Origin of the sequence: Halobacillus amylolyticus, from assembly GCF_022921115.1 — a bacterium.
Taxonomy (GTDB): Bacteria; Bacillota; Bacilli; order Bacillales; family Halobacillaceae; genus Halobacillus_A; species Halobacillus_A amylolyticus.
The window spans coordinates 3,107,860-3,126,883 of sequence record NZ_CP095075.1 but is presented as its reverse complement, the minus strand read 5'-3'; the positions used below and the strand labels follow the sequence as shown (position 1 = coordinate 3,126,883).

Here is a 19,024-nt window from a genome sequence, read left to right as displayed (position 1 = left end):
TCCTTTAGGTTAGAATTCCTCGCTCTGGAATATGATTAGGAGTAATTGGTAAAAATTCTGTATGAACAAGACCTTCGTACATGAGCAATGTGCCTACCAATGGATGTTCCACGTGCACATGTACACGAAAGGCTTGATTTTTTTCTTCGTAATGCTCATACAAGGAAGTACGCGGTCCGATAAAAGTAAAATGATTATTGAGTTTCATTTCCCTTGAACGCATCAGCAAGCCTCCTTCTTTAGTAACATCAAGCTCCATTACCGTTGATAAACGGCCGGACTTGCCCAGATCATCGACTACCGTTTCCTGCTCCGGATCATAAGACATCACTGCATCAAATCCACGTATGGCATAGGGAAAAAAGAACCTTCGAATGTAGCTGATTGCTTCACAACCTTGCTCATCAACATAGGAATAATTCTCAAGAGTAAACGGTACGTCTTTCCCCCTTTCTGCAAAAATTACGTGATCTTTTGATCCAATATGCAAAAATGGTCGAATAAGTGCCGGTGTCCCGCGAATTTCTGTCATGCGTCCTTGTCCCAGCACCATTACTTTTTGTTCACTTGTTATCCCAAATTTCTTCTGCAGTTCAGGATGAAGACGATCGAATTTCTCACCTAGTGCTTGATGATAAATAGATTTCACGTGTACCTGCCTCCTTTGTATTTAAAGTTGTTATGTAGCGGGCTTTTTAAAAAGCCCTGTTTTCTCATTACAATACTTCTTCTGCAAAAGCGCTGATCGAATAGCCTTTTCGTTGTTTCATCAGCCAACCTTGTCTCTCTAATTGATTAAATAAGTGTTGAATATGTTTAGAGGGCCAGTCAGACAACAACCCAAACCAGCGTATTTCGTGAAGCTTTAAGCGCCGTAGCTTATTCGTAGATTTGCCTGCAAGCACTTGAACGAGTGTATGAGCAGGATAATCTGTTCCGTAGTAGTGGATCAAATCAAGCACCTGCTGAACGTAGGCATAGCTCAGTTCATGACCTTTGATCTCGATAATAATATCTTCATCGGTATATTCAACTTCATCAAGTCGGGCCTGCAGTTCCTTAAGCAGAGTGTCAGCGTTAGCATGAACTTGACCATCCATATGATTTCTCCAAATAGAAAGCTGCTTCAACATGCCGACATCACAAAGGTGAACGTTAGACAGCCATACTAACACAGAAGGTGAACGTTTAGTCGGAAAGGCTGAACACGTCAATTGGTCATGCATTTCAAGCAGGGGATAAGAAGCTAGCACACTCTCTCCTTCCTTATACCTCTCGATTTGCCTTGCTACTCTCACAGATTCATCTAACACGGACTTGGCTGGCCGTAGATTTCCTTTCATCCTTGTCAGCTCTTGAATTTGGTTAAGAATAGTAGTATTCTTCTGAGCTATATCATTAAACTGCTGTTCAATTGTCGTGATTCTCTTACTGGTACGTTCGAAATTATATTCTTCTTGTAAGGTAACACAATCATTGTCAAGGTGATAAAACACAGTCAGGTCACACACTTCACAGCGACAGCTAATTGACCGGCTACGGGAATTGAAATGCAGTTGCTTCTCATGCCGGCACATTTCTTTTTGCTGGGTCAACCAAAGCCTTGGTAATGCACGAAATGGTCGCATCACAGTATCAATGCGGTCTCTCCATCTCGCAACCTCTTCAGGATACCTTAGTTGTGAGAGTAACGCAGACTGATTCATCGTTTCAACAGCTTCTATGACATCCCGTTTCCAGTGGGCAAGCTGAACAATCGGATGCTGATGAAAACTTTCAGCAATTTTATTAAACCAATACTGCTTTGGATGCTCTGCAATTTCAGCTAAAAAGAAATAATCATCCATCACTTGCGCCAAATGGTGTTCAAGCCCCTTCGAAGATAACTGAGTAACATTTGTATCATATAAAAATTCTTTGTTATAAGGCAGCCCATGTTCTTTCGGATGCTGGGTCCAAAGAAATAGCTCAGGTCTGATTAAATAAGGGTTTATTACATCATCTTTTAAATAAGAAATAGGTAGAGCTGTGTTTCCTTCAACGGTTAAATAACGCTGCAGCCGGTCTAATTTTAGCGAACGATGGTTCACTTGATCGGCAATCGCATCATTGATACGAGACAGCAGTCCTCGTTCAAATTTATGCCCAATTGAGCGAATTTGTTTGTTCATTTTCCCTATAGGAGTAAGGATAACGTACGGGTAGCGATCATACTTGTAAGTCATACTTTCTGGCAGTCCCATATTAATTCCCCTTTAGAATTGAAGGATATACTTCTATTATAGAAAAAGTATGTAAACTTACCAATGATTATTGTAATTTTGGGCTTATTAAGGGCGAAAAGCCACCAAAAGATAGGCGAAAACCTTTTCGTACAAGTACTTACACGGATAAAATTTCTATCGGATAATCAAAAAACAACCCCGACTCAATCACCCCTGGGATCGCGCTTATTTCCTTCTCCATGGTGGAAATAATCTCACTAAAACGTACATCTAATAACAGATTTCCCGCTTCTGTAATCACAGGACCATCTTTTGATACAGCCATCCTTAACGTAATCGATTGTGGATCGAAGTAGTCACTCAGTTTAGTTTCCACTAAGTGAATGGCCCGTGGGTCGACTTCAATGGGTACAGCAAACACTGAGCCGAGCTTTTTAACAAATTTGCTTTTATCGACGAGAATGTACGTTTTAGCTGAGCTTGCGATAACAAGTTTCTCAGCAAACAATGCACCTCCCCGTCCTTTAATTAAACGACTTTGTTCGTCAACCTCATCCGCTCCATCAAACCCCCACCTCGGGCGTGCTGCAGTTAGGGTCGTCACTGGTACATTAAGAGCCGCACAATTGAGAGCAGCCTCCTTAGATGTTGGAATCGCCTGTATTTTTAAGCTTTCCTCTGTGACACGCTTGGCGATGGCTTGAAGGGCCAGAAATGCTGTAGAACCAGACCCGACACCAATCACATCCCCGTCCTCTACAAAACTACTCACCTGTTGAGCTACTCTCTCTTTTTGAGCTTGATTGGAAATCTCCCCCGACCACTTCAACGTTTTTGCTAAAGGATTATTCCACGTCATTGTTATCACCTCATCCTTCTTGTTATTCCCTAATTCTTTTTAAAAAAACGAAAATATTCCTTTAAGAGGTTGTTCAAAAAGTCACCAAATGATAAACGGCGAATTTCTTCGTTGCTCGGTTTTTCCGGTCCTCACGTATTAAGGGCATACGCTGTGGTCCTCCAAACTTCCGCGTCTCGAACTTCTTGCGACGCACAGGACGTGCTAGTGCCGACTTTGTCACAGGATGTGACGATCCTTGTCGGCGTTCTAATTTGGCAACTTTTTGAACACTCACTTTAAGATGGACAGGTAATGATTACATACCTTCTACATAAACTAGAAAAAGACCTTCATGGGGAGGGGAATCTCATGAGAAACGTCTACATCAAACTTATCATCTTCTATCTGATTTTATTACTCGCCATACTGTATGTAGTGATAAACTAATAGCCTCACCTTTTGGCGAGGCTATCTACTTAGCGAGATCATGTTTGAAGGCATAAATGACGGCTTGCGTACGATCTTGTACCCCTAGCTTGCCTAGAATATTACTGACGTGAACTTTCACCGTTTTTAAAGTAATAAACAATTGATCCGAAATTTCCTGATTCGTTTTTCCCTCAGTCATAAGAAGGAGGACTTCCATTTCTCTTGCTGTCAGTTGTTCATGAAGTCCATCTTCTTGTGGCGTACGCATCTTTGTCATGATTTTACCGGTTACCTCTGGCTCAAGAATGGACTGTCCGGCATGTGTAGCACGAATTGCATCGGCAATTTCGCCTGCTTTCGACGTTTTCAACATATAACTTGTCGCGCCTGCCTCAAGCGCCGGGTACACCTTATCATCGTCAAGAAAGCTGGTTACGATAATAATCTTGGCTTGCGGCCATTGCTCAATGATTTGTTTCGTTGCTTCAATGCCATCCATTTCTTCCATAACGAGATCCATTAAAATGATATCAGGACGATGGGCTAAAGCCATTTCCACTGCTTCACCGCCATCATTCGCCTCAGCCACTACTTCAATATCTGCTTGGGCAGACAGATAAGCAGATACACCAATCCGGACCATTTCGTGGTCATCAGCAAATAAAACCGTAATCATGTCGATTCTTCTCCTTCTTTTTTAAAATGAGGTACTTTTACTTCTAGCCGCGTTCCTTGATTCTTCAAGCTGACAATCTTCAATGTGCCCCCTACTTCAAAGGCTCGCTCCTGCATATTTTGTAATCCATAGGAGCTTGTTTTTGCTTCCTCGACATCAAATCCAATTCCGTCGTCCACCATTCGCAAAATAATATGGTCGTCTCGCCCGATGAGCATAACTGTCAGCGTATCAGCTTTCGCGTGCCTGAGTGTATTGGATACGGCTTCTTGTAAAATCCGGAACAATTGATCTTCTATTCCTTTTTCAAGTGCCAATGACTCAACCGTCCATTCGATCGTCATCGGAACTTTCTGTGTGAGCTCACGCAAAAGTTCTTCACAGCCCTCTTGCAACGACTTATCCTTTAAAGCAACCGGACGCAGGTGAAGAAGCAATGCTCTCATTTCAAGCTGTGACTGATGAATCATCTTCTCGACCATCGCGAGTTGCTTATTTGACGACTTTTGTTCAGTCTCACCTTCGTTAATAGCTGACATCATCATCGAAGCAGCAAATAATTGTTGGCTCACGGAGTCATGAAGCTCGCGAGCAAGCCGGTTTCTTTCTTGTATAACAACCTCCTGCAAGCTCTTCTCTCGTTCTTCAGCACGCTCGGAGGCTAAGCGCTGAGCCGTCTCCGTTTGCTTTTTAAACCTTGCTTCAATTTGCTTCATTTTCTCCTCGATTTGCTGCATTTCACCTGCATCTGCATCATCGTATAAAACAGGATTCCCTTTTGCGATTTCATCAAGTTGATGTTCTACATAGTGGAATCTTTTTCTAAGGACAAAGCCCTGGACTATACCAATGGTTAATCCAACAGTTACAGCAAAAGCCAGCGCTAGCAGAACATAAGGTAAATCAAGCACTTCCGTTGACCATAAATCCGCCCAGTCCTTTAACGGAAATGCAGTAAAGGTAAAGCTTAGCAGAATAGCTGCAAATATGATAAATGACAAGAGACCAATCAGAACTTGTTTTTGCCAACTATTCATATTCGCTTCACCTCAAGATCTCCTGACACAATGGAGGTGATAATCTTCACTCTGGGTTTATTTGTCATATAGTCCGGCGTGCGATAGGATACGGTCTGATTAAACAGCTTCGTTTTACGATATTGAAAAATAGCAGCCCGCCCTAAGATCGCACTATGATTAACCGCCACTTCTACTTCATAAGGGACGTACACTTGAACATTGCCAACTAAGTGTCTAATGGAAATAACGGCCTCATCATCAGGAAGCACAGTATGACTGAGATCGATCATCCGATCACCAAATCCGCCATGCACATTTACGTCCTGCCACTTATAAGACGTTTTCGCTGTCATTTCATCACCGAAAAACTTTTGCTTAACAAAAGGCTCTTCTGACTCAGCAAAATCATCAACTTGGACATCAAGTTCGATTTGTTCAGGCTCTTTTTTCGAACGAAAATAATGACGGACGAAGAGTACAAGGACGACTATAATCAGAAATCGTACAGCAATCATGTTCAAGATCGTTAACACAAGACTCAACAGGCCGATCCAAAACACGACTTTTCCCGAAAGCTTTCGGTACTTTTTCTTACCTATATAAAGAAAAATACTTGAAAATAATAAGGAGAAAATCAGGCCTCCATTAAAAAAGGTGACTTCTAGGACGAGGAGGACCACCCCTATGATTAAAATCGTGTTGATCGTGTTTGTTGACATGTGCTTAAACATACAGGCATCCTCCTTCCCGCTAATCCTATCTTATAAGGACCAAAAAGACGCAGTACACTGCGCCTTTAATGATACCATGATTCCTACTGGACCGTAACATCCTCTGTATTCTTCATATCTTTTTCCAGCTGTGCAATCTTACTGTCAAAAGTGTTACGGTAATAGGCACTGTTCACCTTGTATTCTAAATCCTCAATATAGCGGTCCATTTCTGAAAACCTAGAATAAGGCTTGTCCGCTGTATCTTCAATGACTTGATTCATCCGGTTATGGGCACGGGCGATATTTTCTCGTCCCATCAGTTCCATCCGCTTCAAATGCATGTCCTTCAATCTATGTTTCATTTCCTCATATTTACGCTCAAGCGTCTCTAGCTGCTCAATTGCATCCAAGCGAGAAGCTTTAAGACGCTCCGCTCGTGCTTCGTATTCTTCCTGTTCTTTCACGGCAAAGGCATGCATCGTCTCTTCTCCAGCCTTTTCAGCCACTTCAGCCTGATGTTTACGCTTGTCCGCAATGTCTTGAGCCTTTTGATATTCGCGTCCAAACTCGTCCTTCAAACGATATTGACGCTCCACCAGCTTACGAACCTTCTCTGTTTCCTTTTCACTCTCACGCAAGTACTGGTTCAGCATAGCGATCGGATTCTTTTGCTCCTTTTGATCAAGGGCCTCATGCAGATCTGACGTGATTGAATCCTTCAAACGGGTAAATAAGTTAGCCATTATCAATCTCTCCCTTTTTTAAAGTAAAATTACTTGTTTAACTCTGCCCACTGTCTTTCAAAATTCGTGAACGGATCGTCACTACTATTTGATTTAACCACGGATTCATCCTTTCTCGTTGTCATTTTCTTATAAATCACGTATAAAGCATAAGCTGCAACGAGTCCAATGACTGCATAGATGTTGGAAACCGCCACACTAAGGATAATCAGCCCTAACGCAACCCAGCCAATTTTTCCGGCAGTTGAATCACTCTTCATAAATTGCTTGAACACGACATACAGTAACCATACGCTGACGCCTAACAAAACCATTGGACCGAGATTTGTTAGGAGAACGCCAAGTGCAACTAGTCCTGCAATAAACAGCAAAAACTTTTTCATCGATTATTTCCCTCCTCGCCGATTTCTTACCTCTATCATACGGTGAATCGTCTTTCTCAGTAATGAGCCAGAGACATATTTCTGCCTACGACTTGAGGCGTATGTACGTATAAACTTTTATAGTCAGGATGGACAAGCTCATAAAAAAAACAATAAGCCATAATACGCAGGATTTTGAATCACCTGCATATCATGGCTTATTTATATTTCTAGTCATTTGTCCCCGTAGGCTTAGGGTACTGAAATTTTTACCCTTCGTCATACTCAATGCCGTATCGGCCGTTTTCATGTCCACTTGCAGCTGTTTGGATGTATCATGTGGATGGTAGAATCCGTTTTCTATCATATAAGCTGAGATCTGTTCATGGAACGCAATAACTTCCTCTAATTGCTGGGTTAATGTATCTCTAACTTCTTTCGTAGCCGTTTCAGTAATAGCTAAAGAATAACTTTTTATTTCAGACTTAACAGCCAATAAAATGTCTGTCGCAATGACTTGATCGGTCAATGGCGCCATGCCCGTTATTTTTTCAAGGAAATTATTCATCTTTGGACCTCCCTTGTGTCAAATGACAAGCTACTTTAAAATTAATTAGCTCGCGCAAGTCAGTCACTTCATGGACCCCAAATTTTTCGCTTTCCATTCTTCACACCTCCACTATTCAAAGAGAGTCTTTTGTAAGGTTATATAATTTATTCTAGCCTTTTCTGAGCCCTACCAATGAGTGCTTGCCTTTTGGGAAAAGAAAAGGGGACTCCCGAAATAAGAGTCCCCTTTTCTTCTTACTATTTGTTTTTGTCTTGCATACTTGATTCGGCAATTTTGATCATTCGTTTGACCATTTCGCCACCCACCGATCCGTTTTCGCGCGCAGTGGTGTCTGCTCCGAGCTTAACACCAAATTCACTTGCAATTTCTTCCTTCATACTATCCATTGCATTTTCTGCACCAGGCACTAACAATTCATTCCTATTGTTGTCGGCCATCACTGATCACCCCTAGTGGGAATTGGAACAGTTTAACACTGTTCAGTACTTATATTTTGGATAAAAGTTAGTTCTACACCCGGAAAATATCACCAAAACCGATATTAGTGTTCAGATCACATCATGAATTGGGATGAGTTTCTCTCTCCCTATTCAATTGAGATGAATTTATCAATTTCCTCTATTATTTCTTTAAGGCAATCAATTGATTTATACAGTCCATCCTTATGCTCCAGCGAGTGATTCGTTCCTTTTACCAAGATACTATTTATGTTTTCACTTCCAGACAATTTACTAAAACGCTCCTCAATATAACCTTGATCATTATCACCAATAATGACGAGCCCTTCCTGTTGCTTATTGTTAATAAGGTGATCAAAGATATAATCTACTTGTAGCAAAGGGGTTAACCATATGGCTTTAGCATTCTTTAGTTCTCCACGGTTTGCTAGCTCATTAGCTAGTGCCGCTGTACCAATCGATTTAGCAATTATATAACTTCGGATATATTTCCCTGCAGGTAAAATTTGATCCAAGAAAGATTGAACATCTTCTTTAATTATCCCGACCTTTTCACCCCGCTCCAATTCATTGAACTCTTTTGGATCATATTTATAATTAATATGTAAAATATCAAAACCTTTTCCTAAAAACAGACCAGTGGCATAGTAAAACAATGGTTGGTCTGTTGTATATCCTAATCCTGGAATCATAATACAGATTTTATTATTATCTGCTTTTTTCTGAACATAGGTGTATGGAATCGAGTGGTTAATGGTGGTAAGAATCTCTTTTTGTATGATTTCCATCACTCCCTCCTCCTTCCTGACAGTTAATGTATGCACGTGTTCTTCTTTATATCTTGCTCCCGTATAGGTCTCTTTGAGGTTAGGTACCTTATCACCTGCTAATCTATACTTGTTCAGAGCATAAGCCTTTCACTTACCTCTACCTAAATAAGCCCACTACTATGGCCTGTATCCATAAATTAGGCCAAATACTATTGTATAAGTAATGAAAATGAAAATGACCGGAATAATACTAATGGATAAAAGAACTTTATTTTTCACCCCGCTTGTATTTTCAAACCAAATGCAATAAGCAATGAACATGATTACTGCTGCTGGCAATAAGTATAGCCAGGAGGCTACTTCTGCCCAAGCTGAATTTTTGCCCCAATAAATATCAGGTATAGGTGGTTCTTCGTAAAGATAACTAATTCTTTCCCTTATCACGATAAAAACCACTGTAAGTATAAAAAAGTATCCATCACCAATAATTTTGTAGATTTTCGGAAATTCCTTAGTTCCATGAAGAACCAAAATAATCAAACTCACCAGTGGGATAAGCCAAAAGTATTCAACCATACTGCCCATTCCTCTCTGTGGCTTTTCGTATGTTCATCCCTCAACATAGACATGACTATAATAATGCATTCCTAGCTGTTTCGAGTAATTAATAAAATCCCCTTGCCTTCACACCAACCCCACCACCAATGGATGATTAATATGAATCAAGATATGTATATCACTTTATCTGTTAGAAAGTCCAAGGCTCCACTCCTTAGTACGATGATATTTATATTGTAACCGTGATAATTTTAACATAATAAGGAAATATATTTGCTGTTAGGAGTGAAAAATAAGGATCTATTTATTAAAAAATATTTCTGAGTCCCCTTCACAAAAGAGTTTCCATTTTGTAAAAACAAAAAAGGCCTGACATTCATTTAGGATGTCAGGCTTTAACAGCTATTCAATTATCCGGAGTTCCTTTGGAGTTTTTGTTAACGTTTCACAACCATCGGCAGTTACTAAGACATCATCTTCTAAACGTACACCACCGACTGCCGGATCATAAATACCAGGTTCAATCGTGTACGTCATGCCTTCCTTCAACACGCCATCATTCAGATGGCTCATGGAAGGAAATTCATGAACATTGATCCCTAAACCATGACCGATTCTATGAGGAAATAGCTCGCCATAACCAGCGTCTGTGATGATATCCCTTGCTGTTTGGTCGAGGTCGCCAATACGGGTCCCCGGTTTACTAATGGAAAGCGATGCTTCAATGGCTTCATGAACTTTCTCATAAATAGACTTTTGTTCATCGGAAATTGACTTAAAAGCATACGTCCGAGTGATATCTGATGTATACCCCTTCCAGACAACACCAAGATCAAACAAAACGAAATCGCCAGCTTCTAGCTTACGGTCGCCAGGATTTCCGTGGGGCTGTCCAGACTTTTCACCGAACAACACCATTGTAGAAAAGGACATTTCCGCGACACCTTTTTTCTTCAATTCGTACTCGATCGTCGCGAGAACTTCCATTTCTGTAATACCTTCTTTAAGTGTTTCTGTTCCTATCTTCACACCAAAATCAGCAAGCTCAGCTGCTTCACGCATAATGCTGATTTCCTGCTCGTCCTTCACGAGGCGCATCTCATTAAGCTGTCCCTCGACATCTATGACAGATACTTCCTTAAAAAGGGCTAGTAGTGACTCACTGCGTCCATAGGAAAGAACTTGCTTCTCGAACCCTACCGTTTTCGGCTGAAGAACCCCCTGTTGTTTCATCTTATCCGCCATTATCGTCCAAGGATTCTCATGATCAGCATAGCCAATCACGTCATAGGTCCAGCCGGCATCACGAATTTGACCTGCCTCCATACCAGGAAGGACAGCGATCGGATCAGCTTCAGGAAAAACAAGCAAGCCTAGCAACCGTTCGTGCGGATCGGTCTGAAAACCTGTTAAATAAAAGACATTCTCTTTAGAATTTAAGAAAGCTACATCAATATGATTCTCTTTTAAGTAGATAGAAAAACGATTCAATCTATGTTCCATAAGATCATCCCTTCTTCGTTTCAACTCTATCATATATCAAAAAGGCACCTCATCCAAATCCCATAAAACTTCCACCTCAGGTCATCCAATTTTTTGGATGACCTGAGGTGGAAGTTTTGCCCAATAAAAAACGAGCATATAGTATGCTCGTTTTAACCACCTAATTGGTTTATGTTTTCTTGGATTTGCTGAATTTGTTGGATCGCTTGGAACAGGGAAGAGTTTTCTAGAGATTCCATATTAATTGCTTGATCCTGGGCAGCTTGGATCATTTCATTCACACCCGTTTCCAGTTGATCGGTGTAATTCATAAGGTCGTTATGAATACTTTCAGCAAGCTCTGGCGGATTTATTGCCTGCACTTCTTCGATTTCAGTTTGAAATTCTTGTAGGCGTTCTTCCACATCGTCAAAACTAATCGCATCATTCTGAGCTTGCTCAATTAAATTAGGCAAGTCACTGGAAAACTCCTCAGCATCAGAAATAAATGCTGTCACATCCTCAGTATATTGCAATCCGTTCGTTGCTTCCTCAATAAGTCCACAGCCACTTAAAGCCACTAGTAACAATGATAGTACTAAAAACTTTTTCACTTCATTTCCTCCTCATGTCACGACTACCTATCCTACGTATGAATGGAGAAAAAGATTCAAAAACCTCGTTTATAGAATGAAGCATTTTTGAACCTTTTGCAACATTCCTTATCTGTTCGTATCTTTTAGTTTTCAGCTTCGATATAATGGCATAAGATTCTAATTAGTATTTGGAGGGGTTTCCATTGGATCGTACCCGATTTTTTGTACGAGTTTCAGCAATTTATGCTTTAATCGGTGCCTTTATGGGGTCGCATATGGCTGGAGGGGGCGGCTATCAACTCACAGCTGTTCATGCACACATCCTCGTTGTGGGATGGCTGTCTTTATTTGCCTTCGCTATTTATTACAAAGTCTTTTCTATTCCAAAAGACTCTAAACTTGCCAAGGTTCATGTATGGACATCCTTTTTCGGTGTATTAGGCCTAACGACAGGAATGTGGTTATATTTCACAAAACCTTTTGGAGGCATGGGAACATTTAACACCGTGTTCTTTATCGTAGGTGGAACTATATTATTAATTGCCTTTGTTGTTTTTGCCATCATGGTTTTTGTTCATGGCAAGTTTATTTCAGAGGAATAAAGGAATAATCCAAGAAAACTCCAAACAAGGAGTATTCTTGGATTATCTACAATCAAGGGGAAAGCTTTATAAGGCGATCATCGTCTTCCTCTGGGCTCCCTCGCCCATCGGTATTATTGGTAATAAAATAGATCGATTCACCGATTTGCTCAACGTCACGAATTCTTCCGTAATCATCCACTACTATAGATGGATTCTCACCTTCAAAGGATAGCGTCCGTAAAGCCGTTCCTCTTAATGTTGCGATGTAAAGTCTTTCATTGAAGGCAGCTATTCCTGAAGGAGCCCATGTATTTTCACCTGTTTGGTAAATAGGCCCCTCTACCCCGTCCGCATTTTCTTCCCCGACTATGTCAGGCCATCCGTAATTGTCGCCAGGATTAATTTTATTCACTTCATCATGGTTATCAGGTCCGTGCTCAGAGGCATAGAGCTGCCCATCTTCGTCCCACGCAAGCCCCTGTGGATTACGGTGACCATAACTATAGACATAAGAGCCTTCGAATGGGTTGTCTTCCGGAACAGAACCATCCAAATTGAGGCGCAGGATTTTCCCTGCTAAACTCTCCTTATCCTGTGCCAAATCTCCATTTAATGAATCCCCTGTCGTTACATACAGCTTACGATCAGGCCCTATCTCAATGCGACCGCCATTATGAAAGTTCGCGCCTGGTATACCCTCAAGGATCACGTCTGTTTCTGTCCATTGACTATTCTCGTAGGTAAGCATGATTATTCGATTTTTAATCTGACCGTTTTCTCCTTCATAGGTATGGTAGGCAAATGCTTGATGGTTTGTATTAAAGTTCGGGTCAAGCTTAAACCCGAGCAGTCCTCCCTCACCGATTTGGGTAATGTCTTTCTCTGTGACGACTTCGGCTCTGCTTACTCCTTGCTCTTCCGTCCATGAAACGATCTGTCCTTCACGTTCCGTTATAAAAATGGTGCCACCATTTGCCTCGATATCCCATGGTGACTGCAGGGTTGCTGCTACTTCCGTAGAGTCACCAGACTTTTCTTGTGGTGTTTGATTCGACGATTCCTCATTAGGTTGACAAGCGGTCATTATCAATACAATCATCAGCCACATTAGAATTTTCATACCTGCCTCCCGATACATTGGTACCCTCATTGTAGCAGGGCAGCTATGACAGCGCACGTTTTATGCTGTTTGACGCAGAGGAGTTCGGTGAAGCACACCTTTTTCCAATCTATAAGCAAATACTGCTGCTAAAACCGCTAACGCTAAATCTTTCACCAGAAATGGTGTCATACTCGACCAGGCAATCGCATACCCGATGCCAGAACCTTCACCAACCCATAGTTGAAGTGCCATGTACATCCAGTTCACACCAACAATAAAATTAATCAGTAACCCTACCACGGAGGCACTCATGTACATCGAAAAGGTGCGTCGATTTTCAACTATCTTTCCAACGGCAAAAGCTAAAATCATAAAAGAAAGGATAAAGCCAAACGTCGGCATGAAGATAGTCCCTATTCCGCCTTTAAATCCTGCAAAAACAGGTGCACCTATTAAACCTAGAACTGTATAAACAAACATCGAGAAGAACCCTAAACGACTTCCCAATATAATTCCGGCTAAAATGGCCACAAACGTCTGCAAAGTAAGTGGTACGTTCATGATCGATAAAAAAGGTGCAAATGCGGTAATATTTGAGCCAATTGCCATTAACGCTACAAATAAGGCTCCTATTGTCATATCGTAAGCAGTTGAACGTGATTTCTGCAATTCTATTCCTCCTCCATACTTATCTATTACTAAGATAGCGAAGGAAGGTATAGACTGTCAACTTAAAAATTAATAGGTTAACATATATTTTAAAAACCTTTCTTTCAAAAACCTCTTATCATACTGATTTATTTTTGCATGAATAATGCAGCTAAGTGTATGTGCGCCCTCCTTTAAACCCATTATATGGTGACTTTTTCCTCATTTTGGTGTAAAGTATACTGAAAAAGTACCGGAGGAGTATCCATGCTTTCCTATCAGCGATCCATGGGACAATATGACACACCCATATCTACCGTTAAGTATATGGTTAAAACTGTACTGCAAGAAATAGGACATGATAAGCGTCCCCCTCTTATATTAGATCCCTCAACAGGGGATGGTGTTTTTGTAAAATCGTTGATAGAGGAAGGGCAAAAGCCTTCCCACATTCATGCCTATGATATCGATCATGAAGTGTCTCTTGAGGAATTTGAGGTCCAATTTACTCATCAGGATTTTCTTAAAGCACGGCCCAGTCAATTATTCGATGCTGTTATCGGGAATCCACCATATAAATCGAAACGGCAAAGCACATATTTCCGCGAACATAAAGACGAGCTTGAAAAAGAATTCAAAGAAATTGGCGTACATAATATGTACACACTCTTTATCTATAAAGGTCTTCAATTATTGAAAGAGAATGGCATTCTATGTATGATCGTACAGGATTCATTTTTAACAAATGTTTATTATACGAAGTTTCGTGAGTATCTACTTAAAAACACGGAAATTCTGGAAGTCACCCTCGCTCCACGGAAGCTGTTTCATAGCGGTAAAGCTGATGTTCGGACAGCCATCATCACAATTAAAAAAGGAGCACCTGCCTCTAGACATCAAATGAAATTAGTAGATCGCCTCGCGACCGATGATTATGAGACACCACCAAGCGAGCGCGTTCAATATTTGCCGCAATCCTATTTTCACAAGATGCCTAACTTCAACTTTGCCATTAATGTTCCTCTTGAAATCCTATCGTTGTTTATTACTCCTGCCTATACACTAGTCGATAAAGTAGACGGGGGCACAGGGATCTCGACCGGTAATGATAAAGTGTTTTTACGTAAACCTTGGGAAATTGATACAAAAGACAAGGAATGGATTCCTTTTTATAAAAACAGCGGCATTCGTGATAGGTGGTATTACGAGCCCAAACACTATATCCATAAAAACTGGAAAAAGTACAGCCAGGCGATTCCTAATTTCACCGTTCGTAACCAACAATACTTTTATCGTGAAGGAATTACCTGCTCCTCTATGGGAATAGACTTTCAAGCTTCATACCTTCCTGCAGGCAGCTTATTTGGGGTTAATACAAATCTTTTCACTGAAAACGATGAAGATCTTTACTATATATTAGGGCTGCTTAACAGCAGTTTGACAACGTATATGCTCCGTAAAGTTCTGAATCGTACCAATATGATTACATCGGGATATATTAAGAAGCTTCCCTATATTGAACCACCTCCACAGTTGAAAAGAAGCATTGCAAAGCAAGTGGAGAACATCGTTTCGGAAAAGAAAAAGACCTTGTCATATGACTCTTCAGCTCACCAGCAAAAAATAAATGACAGCATTTTTGACGTCTATCAAATTTCTCCCGAAAATAGAAAGCATGTCACAAACTTCTGTGACATGCTGATCGAAATGCTATAACAACAAAAGCGTAAGCGCCCCGGTAGACACGACAAGCATAAGACAAGCGGCGCGTGGAGTGGTGTTTCTCCACGGAGGCGATTGACTTATGTCTCGAGTGTCTGGGCGCTGGAGCTGGATGTGGCTAACTTCATGTAAGCTTATTCACGGGCAAATATTTTTTACAATTTCCTGGCGTGAGGAAAAGCTCAAGCTATTAAATAGCTTGAGCTTTTAATGCCTAATTTGTTGATGTCTGTTCAAGATCTTTCCTTTTCTTCTTAATGTCTATCTTGGTTAAAACCGACACGATCAGAGCAATGACGAACAAGCCTGCAAAGAAAATCAGGCTGCTTTCATAACTTCCCGTCTTATCATTCATATAAGCGGCAAACTGTGGTCCGGCTAGTCCCGCTGCTGACCATGCTGTGAGAATGTAACCATGGATTGCACCAAGCTCTTTTGTACCAAACATGTCCCCGATAAACGCAGGAATAGTTGAAAATCCCCCTCCATAGCACGTGTAAATAAGGCCAAATAAAATAACAAATAGTGCGACAGAGCTTGTGTAAGGAAGCACCAGAAATAAGACAATCTGAATGATAAAAAACGTAACGTACGTATTCGCTCGGCCTATATAATCGGAAGCACTTGCCCAGCCAATACGACCTAAGCCGTTGAAGAGCCCCATCACACCTACTAGAGTCGCTGCAGCGCCGGCACTTAAACCCACACTGTTTTCCGCAAGTGGTTTTGCTGCCGAGATCACAGCTATCCCACACGTCACATTAATGAACAGCATGATCCATAAATAATAAAAACGCTTTGTTTTCAAAGATTCTTTGGCTCGAAGGTTGGCTAAATCCTTGCCCTTCTTTTTATTGTTTTCCGATTCTTCATATCCCTCCGGCTTCCAATCTTGTGGGGGTTTTGATAAATACAAGGAAGACAAAATCATAACTATGAAGTAACTGGCCCCCAGTATATAAAACGTAGCCGCAATCCCTACCGAACCAATCAACCAATTCATAATCGGACTAGAGATAGCTGCTGCGAAACCAAATCCCATTATAGCCATACCCGTAGCAAGACCTCGTCGATCTGGAAACCATTTAACTAATGTCGAAACTGGGGCAATATACCCTACTCCAAGACCTATACCACCTAACACTCCGTAAAAAAAGTAAAGGGCCCATAACGATCCCAAATTGATTGCGAATCCAGAACCAAATATACCAACCCCAAAGAAGACTGCAGCGGTAATCCCCGCAACTCTCGGCCCATACTTCTCTACAAACCATCCTAAAAACGCTGCGGATAACCCTAAAAATAAAATAGCTATGCTGAAGGTTAATTGTACTTGCTGTGAATCCCAGCCAAATTCCTCTCTCAATGGAGAGGTAAAATTACTCCAAGCATACACAGAGCCGATGGATATATGTATTCCAACAGCAGATAAGGCAATGAGCCAACGATTTTTAACTTTTCGCTCTGTCATAATGTACCTCCTTTTTTTCTGACATCATTAATATTAACCTAATTTCTTAAGTTGTAAACTCTAAATTTTCTGAAAAGGTGCTGGATACTTGTAAACCCTTACAGGTACAAGCATCCAGCGCTGTTAATCTTTTGAGCGATCTCAATAATTTCCTTTGTTAGGAGCGTCATGAATACTCTCACCTTCACTTACGCTTAGAGGAAGGGGTTCGAGTGCGGCATTTAAGAGGCACCTGTGATAATTAAATTCATATCTCCAAATTCATGCCACAAATATTCTTGCTTCAAGGCTTCGTTATAAGCCTCTAGGAGAACAGCTTCGTCAATAAAGGCTTTCAGTAAATCCAAATGACTTGCTTCCGGTTCATGAAACCCTGTTAACAAGGCATCTGTTATTTTCAAAGAATAGTTACCGTTAATATACAAGTCGGTAAGCACAGAATTCTGTTGTGTTAAGTGACCCTCGATAACCGCGGATTCTAGCGCACGAACAACTGTTGTTCCTACAGCAATTACTTTACGGCCTTCCGCTTTTGCATCATTAATAGTGTCAACCGTTTCTCTTGGAATGGAATAGAGCTCCGGGTGATTCGACGGTGTTGGCCATTTGTTATTTCCATAATAGCTTAAAGAGGTATGCAAGGTTACATAGCATAGATGAACCCCTTTCTTCACAAGTGAAGAAAGCATTCCCCATGTAAAAGCACGTCCTGCAGAAGTCATTTCTATTGAACCTGGGGTAGAACTATACACGGTTTGATATTTATTTAAAGGCCATGGATCATTAATATACTCGTAATAAATAGGAGATCCATATTCATAAATAAACTCCATTAACGAAACACCACTAAGCTTAAAGTTGACTACTTGCAAGGGATACTCGTTACCGTTGCCTTCAACAGTCGCAAAGAAACCATTTTGAAAGTAAATCTGATCTCCTTCTTCATAGGTAGTTCCTAATAACAAAACTTCAAATCTATGCTCATCTATCTTTCTGGCTAACCGTACTTCGACATCGCCACGTGTTCCAGTTGCGTGAAGACTTGATGGAATCGTCCTAGATTGATTCAAAACGAGAACATCGCCTGCTTGAAAAATATTCATAATATCATGAAAGTTTGTGTGCTTTCTCTGCCCAGTCAAAGGGTCTAGCACCATCAACCTTACGTTGTCACGTTCACCTTGACGATATTCAACAGGGGCAGTTGCATGAAGATGAGCAGGTACTTGAAAGGGAGCTTTCATCTTATTCATTTGAAACCCCTGCCTCATTTACGAAAGTTGCCGCTTCAAATCGTTCCCCATTATGCTTACTTGATTGATCAGAAGCCAAATAGAAAAAGACATCAAGTCTTTCCTCTGGCTGTGCCAGATCGTAGTCACAATCCGGCACGGCCCTGTCATGCATCGCTGTATCTATTTCGCCAGGGTCGACCATATTTATTCTAATGTTATACTCTGCCACTTCTGCTGCCCAAGTCTCAGCCATTCCTTCAATGGCAAACTTTGAAATACCATAAGCGCCCCATTCGGCAAAGCCGGTTCTCCCTGCTTCTGACGTCAAGTTAATCACCGACCCCGACCTGTTAGCAATCATTCCAGGCAACACCCGTTTTGTAACTAAAAACGGATTCATAAGATTCACTTTTAGTACGTTGGAGAACGATTCATCAGTATAATCAAGGAGTTGCCTCGGTCCCGGTCCAAATATGGAGGCGTTATTAATCAGAACATCGACGCTGCCAAAACGATCTTCTACTATAGAAACAAACTTCTCTACATCTGCTGCGTCTGACATGTCGGCCTTTGTTGCAACTACCTCTGCCCCCAATGTTTCTATCTGCTCTTCTACTGCTTTTAAATCATTCTCACCTCTTGCACAAATGGCGACACGATGTTGTTGCTTAGCAAAGCCGAGAGCCAAAGATTTCCCAAGCCCCTTCGACCCGCCTGTAATCATAATAGTTTTCTTCATAAAAATTCTCCTTTCTCCACCTAAGTTACTCTTAGTATAGAAAAAGGAAAGAAAAGAGACATGATGCAATCAAGGTATAT

General features: G+C 41.1%; 21 protein-coding genes. 2 read left to right on the top strand and 19 right to left on the bottom strand.

Going from position 1 to position 19,024, the window contains the following annotated elements; genetic code table 11:
* Positions 1-4 precede the first annotated feature (4 nt).
* The 14 genes from MUO15_RS16050 to MUO15_RS15985 form a co-directional block, all read right to left on the bottom strand.
* Positions 5-649 carry a DUF4166 domain-containing protein gene (locus MUO15_RS16050; protein ID WP_245030738.1) on the bottom strand — a complete coding sequence of 215 codons (645 nt, stop codon included), beginning with the start codon at positions 647-649 and terminating at the stop codon, positions 5-7.
* A gap of 67 nt (positions 650-716) precedes the next feature.
* The gene (locus MUO15_RS16045; protein WP_245030736.1) at positions 717-2,243 is read right to left on the bottom strand and encodes an RQC-minor-2 family DNA-binding protein; all 1,527 of its coding nucleotides are present in this window, start codon (positions 2,241-2,243) and stop codon (positions 717-719) included.
* Between the two features lie 139 nt (positions 2,244-2,382).
* Positions 2,383-3,084, bottom strand: coding sequence for a ribose 5-phosphate isomerase A (gene rpiA / locus MUO15_RS16040; protein ID WP_245030734.1), 702 nt, complete (start codon positions 3,082-3,084; stop codon positions 2,383-2,385).
* Between the two features lie 454 nt (positions 3,085-3,538).
* Complete coding sequence (locus tag MUO15_RS16035) at positions 3,539-4,171, bottom strand: response regulator transcription factor (protein ID WP_245030731.1); 633 nt, start codon at positions 4,169-4,171, stop codon at positions 3,539-3,541.
* Complete coding sequence (locus MUO15_RS16030; protein WP_245030724.1) at positions 4,168-5,208, bottom strand: sensor histidine kinase; 1,041 nt, start codon at positions 5,206-5,208, stop codon at positions 4,168-4,170. Before MUO15_RS16030 ends, MUO15_RS16035 begins: the two co-directional genes overlap by 4 nt.
* Positions 5,205-5,921, bottom strand: coding sequence for a cell wall-active antibiotics response protein LiaF (gene liaF, locus MUO15_RS16025; protein WP_245030722.1), 717 nt, complete (start codon positions 5,919-5,921; stop codon positions 5,205-5,207). Before liaF ends, MUO15_RS16030 begins: the two co-directional genes overlap by 4 nt.
* A gap of 83 nt (positions 5,922-6,004) precedes the next feature.
* Positions 6,005-6,646: a PspA/IM30 family protein gene (locus MUO15_RS16020; protein ID WP_245030720.1), complete on the bottom strand. Its 642-nt coding sequence runs from the start codon at positions 6,644-6,646 to the stop codon at positions 6,005-6,007.
* A gap of 29 nt (positions 6,647-6,675) precedes the next feature.
* Complete coding sequence (locus tag MUO15_RS16015; protein ID WP_245030718.1) at positions 6,676-7,029, bottom strand: lmo0954 family membrane protein; 354 nt, start codon at positions 7,027-7,029, stop codon at positions 6,676-6,678.
* Between the two features lie 190 nt (positions 7,030-7,219).
* Positions 7,220-7,576: a spore coat protein gene (locus MUO15_RS16010; protein WP_245030716.1), complete on the bottom strand. Its 357-nt coding sequence runs from the start codon at positions 7,574-7,576 to the stop codon at positions 7,220-7,222.
* 239 nt (positions 7,577-7,815) lie between these two features.
* Positions 7,816-8,016, bottom strand: coding sequence for an alpha/beta-type small acid-soluble spore protein (locus tag MUO15_RS16005; protein WP_245030714.1), 201 nt, complete (start codon positions 8,014-8,016; stop codon positions 7,816-7,818).
* 149 nt (positions 8,017-8,165) lie between these two features.
* A complete protein-coding gene (locus MUO15_RS16000) occupies positions 8,166-8,825 on the bottom strand; it encodes an alpha/beta hydrolase (protein ID WP_245030712.1) in 660 nt (219 codons plus the stop codon).
* A gap of 159 nt (positions 8,826-8,984) precedes the next feature.
* Positions 8,985-9,383, bottom strand: coding sequence for a hypothetical protein (locus MUO15_RS15995; protein ID WP_245030710.1), 399 nt, complete (start codon positions 9,381-9,383; stop codon positions 8,985-8,987).
* Between the two features lie 384 nt (positions 9,384-9,767).
* A complete protein-coding gene (locus tag MUO15_RS15990; protein ID WP_245030708.1) occupies positions 9,768-10,868 on the bottom strand; it encodes a M24 family metallopeptidase in 1,101 nt (366 codons plus the stop codon).
* 152 nt (positions 10,869-11,020) lie between these two features.
* Positions 11,021-11,461 carry a DUF6376 family protein gene (locus tag MUO15_RS15985; RefSeq protein WP_245030706.1) on the bottom strand — a complete coding sequence of 147 codons (441 nt, stop codon included), beginning with the start codon at positions 11,459-11,461 and terminating at the stop codon, positions 11,021-11,023.
* Between the two features lie 185 nt (positions 11,462-11,646).
* Between MUO15_RS15985 and MUO15_RS15980 the strand changes: the two genes are divergently transcribed.
* Positions 11,647-12,045: a hypothetical protein gene (locus tag MUO15_RS15980; RefSeq protein WP_245030705.1), complete on the top strand. Its 399-nt coding sequence runs from the start codon at positions 11,647-11,649 to the stop codon at positions 12,043-12,045.
* A 52-nt stretch (positions 12,046-12,097) separates the two neighbouring features.
* On the opposite strand, the gene MUO15_RS15975 is transcribed toward MUO15_RS15980, so the two are convergent.
* Both MUO15_RS15975 and MUO15_RS15970 read right to left on the bottom strand, forming a co-directional pair.
* On the bottom strand, positions 12,098-13,147 hold the full coding sequence (locus tag MUO15_RS15975) for a PQQ-dependent sugar dehydrogenase (protein ID WP_245030703.1): 1,050 nt from the start codon (positions 13,145-13,147) through the stop codon (positions 12,098-12,100).
* A 60-nt stretch (positions 13,148-13,207) separates the two neighbouring features.
* Positions 13,208-13,798: a biotin transporter BioY gene (locus MUO15_RS15970; RefSeq protein WP_245030701.1), complete on the bottom strand. Its 591-nt coding sequence runs from the start codon at positions 13,796-13,798 to the stop codon at positions 13,208-13,210.
* A gap of 246 nt (positions 13,799-14,044) precedes the next feature.
* Here MUO15_RS15970 and MUO15_RS15965 point away from each other — a divergent pair, with 246 nt between their 5' ends.
* Positions 14,045-15,493, top strand: coding sequence for an Eco57I restriction-modification methylase domain-containing protein (locus MUO15_RS15965; RefSeq protein WP_245030699.1), 1,449 nt, complete (start codon positions 14,045-14,047; stop codon positions 15,491-15,493).
* 220 nt (positions 15,494-15,713) lie between these two features.
* On the opposite strand, the gene MUO15_RS15960 is transcribed toward MUO15_RS15965, so the two are convergent.
* From MUO15_RS15960 to MUO15_RS15950, 3 genes are all read right to left on the bottom strand, one after another.
* Positions 15,714-16,970 carry an L-lactate MFS transporter gene (locus MUO15_RS15960; RefSeq protein WP_245030697.1) on the bottom strand — a complete coding sequence of 419 codons (1,257 nt, stop codon included), beginning with the start codon at positions 16,968-16,970 and terminating at the stop codon, positions 15,714-15,716.
* A gap of 221 nt (positions 16,971-17,191) precedes the next feature.
* Positions 17,192-18,223 (bottom strand): S-adenosylmethionine:tRNA ribosyltransferase-isomerase, encoded by a 1,032-nt coding sequence (locus MUO15_RS15955; RefSeq protein WP_245030695.1) that lies wholly within the window; start codon positions 18,221-18,223, stop codon positions 17,192-17,194.
* Complete coding sequence (locus tag MUO15_RS15950) at positions 18,216-18,944, bottom strand: SDR family NAD(P)-dependent oxidoreductase (RefSeq protein ID WP_245030693.1); 729 nt, start codon at positions 18,942-18,944, stop codon at positions 18,216-18,218. Before MUO15_RS15950 ends, MUO15_RS15955 begins: the two co-directional genes overlap by 8 nt.
* Positions 18,945-19,024 lie beyond the last annotated feature (80 nt).

Excerpts from the sequence above, each read along its gene's own strand:
- MUO15_RS16045 (WP_245030736.1), bottom strand. The coding sequence starts at position 2,243 with ATGGGACTGCCAGAAAGTATGACTTACAAGTATGATCGCTACCCGTAC.
- rpiA (WP_245030734.1), bottom strand. The coding sequence starts at position 3,084 with ATGACGTGGAATAATCCTTTAGCAAAAACGTTGAAGTGGTCGGGGGAG.
- MUO15_RS16035 (WP_245030731.1), bottom strand. The coding sequence starts at position 4,171 with ATGATTACGGTTTTATTTGCTGATGACCACGAAATGGTCCGGATTGGT.
- MUO15_RS16030 (WP_245030724.1), bottom strand. The coding sequence starts at position 5,208 with ATGAATAGTTGGCAAAAACAAGTTCTGATTGGTCTCTTGTCATTTATC.
- liaF (WP_245030722.1), bottom strand. The coding sequence starts at position 5,921 with ATGTTTAAGCACATGTCAACAAACACGATCAACACGATTTTAATCATA.
- MUO15_RS16020 (WP_245030720.1), bottom strand. The coding sequence starts at position 6,646 with ATGGCTAACTTATTTACCCGTTTGAAGGATTCAATCACGTCAGATCTG.
- MUO15_RS16015 (WP_245030718.1), bottom strand. The coding sequence starts at position 7,029 with ATGAAAAAGTTTTTGCTGTTTATTGCAGGACTAGTTGCACTTGGCGTT.
- MUO15_RS16010 (WP_245030716.1), bottom strand. The coding sequence starts at position 7,576 with ATGAATAATTTCCTTGAAAAAATAACGGGCATGGCGCCATTGACCGAT.
- MUO15_RS16005 (WP_245030714.1), bottom strand. The coding sequence starts at position 8,016 with ATGGCCGACAACAATAGGAATGAATTGTTAGTGCCTGGTGCAGAAAAT.
- MUO15_RS16000 (WP_245030712.1), bottom strand. The coding sequence starts at position 8,825 with ATGGAAATCATACAAAAAGAGATTCTTACCACCATTAACCACTCGATT.
- MUO15_RS15995 (WP_245030710.1), bottom strand. The coding sequence starts at position 9,383 with ATGGTTGAATACTTTTGGCTTATCCCACTGGTGAGTTTGATTATTTTG.
- MUO15_RS15990 (WP_245030708.1), bottom strand. The coding sequence starts at position 10,868 with ATGGAACATAGATTGAATCGTTTTTCTATCTACTTAAAAGAGAATCAT.
- MUO15_RS15975 (WP_245030703.1), bottom strand. The coding sequence starts at position 13,147 with ATGAAAATTCTAATGTGGCTGATGATTGTATTGATAATGACCGCTTGT.
- MUO15_RS15965 (WP_245030699.1), top strand. The coding sequence starts at position 14,045 with ATGCTTTCCTATCAGCGATCCATGGGACAATATGACACACCCATATCT.
- MUO15_RS15960 (WP_245030697.1), bottom strand. The coding sequence starts at position 16,970 with ATGACAGAGCGAAAAGTTAAAAATCGTTGGCTCATTGCCTTATCTGCT.
- MUO15_RS15955 (WP_245030695.1), bottom strand. The coding sequence starts at position 18,223 with ATGAATAAGATGAAAGCTCCCTTTCAAGTACCTGCTCATCTTCATGCA.
- MUO15_RS15950 (WP_245030693.1), bottom strand. The coding sequence starts at position 18,944 with ATGAAGAAAACTATTATGATTACAGGCGGGTCGAAGGGGCTTGGGAAA.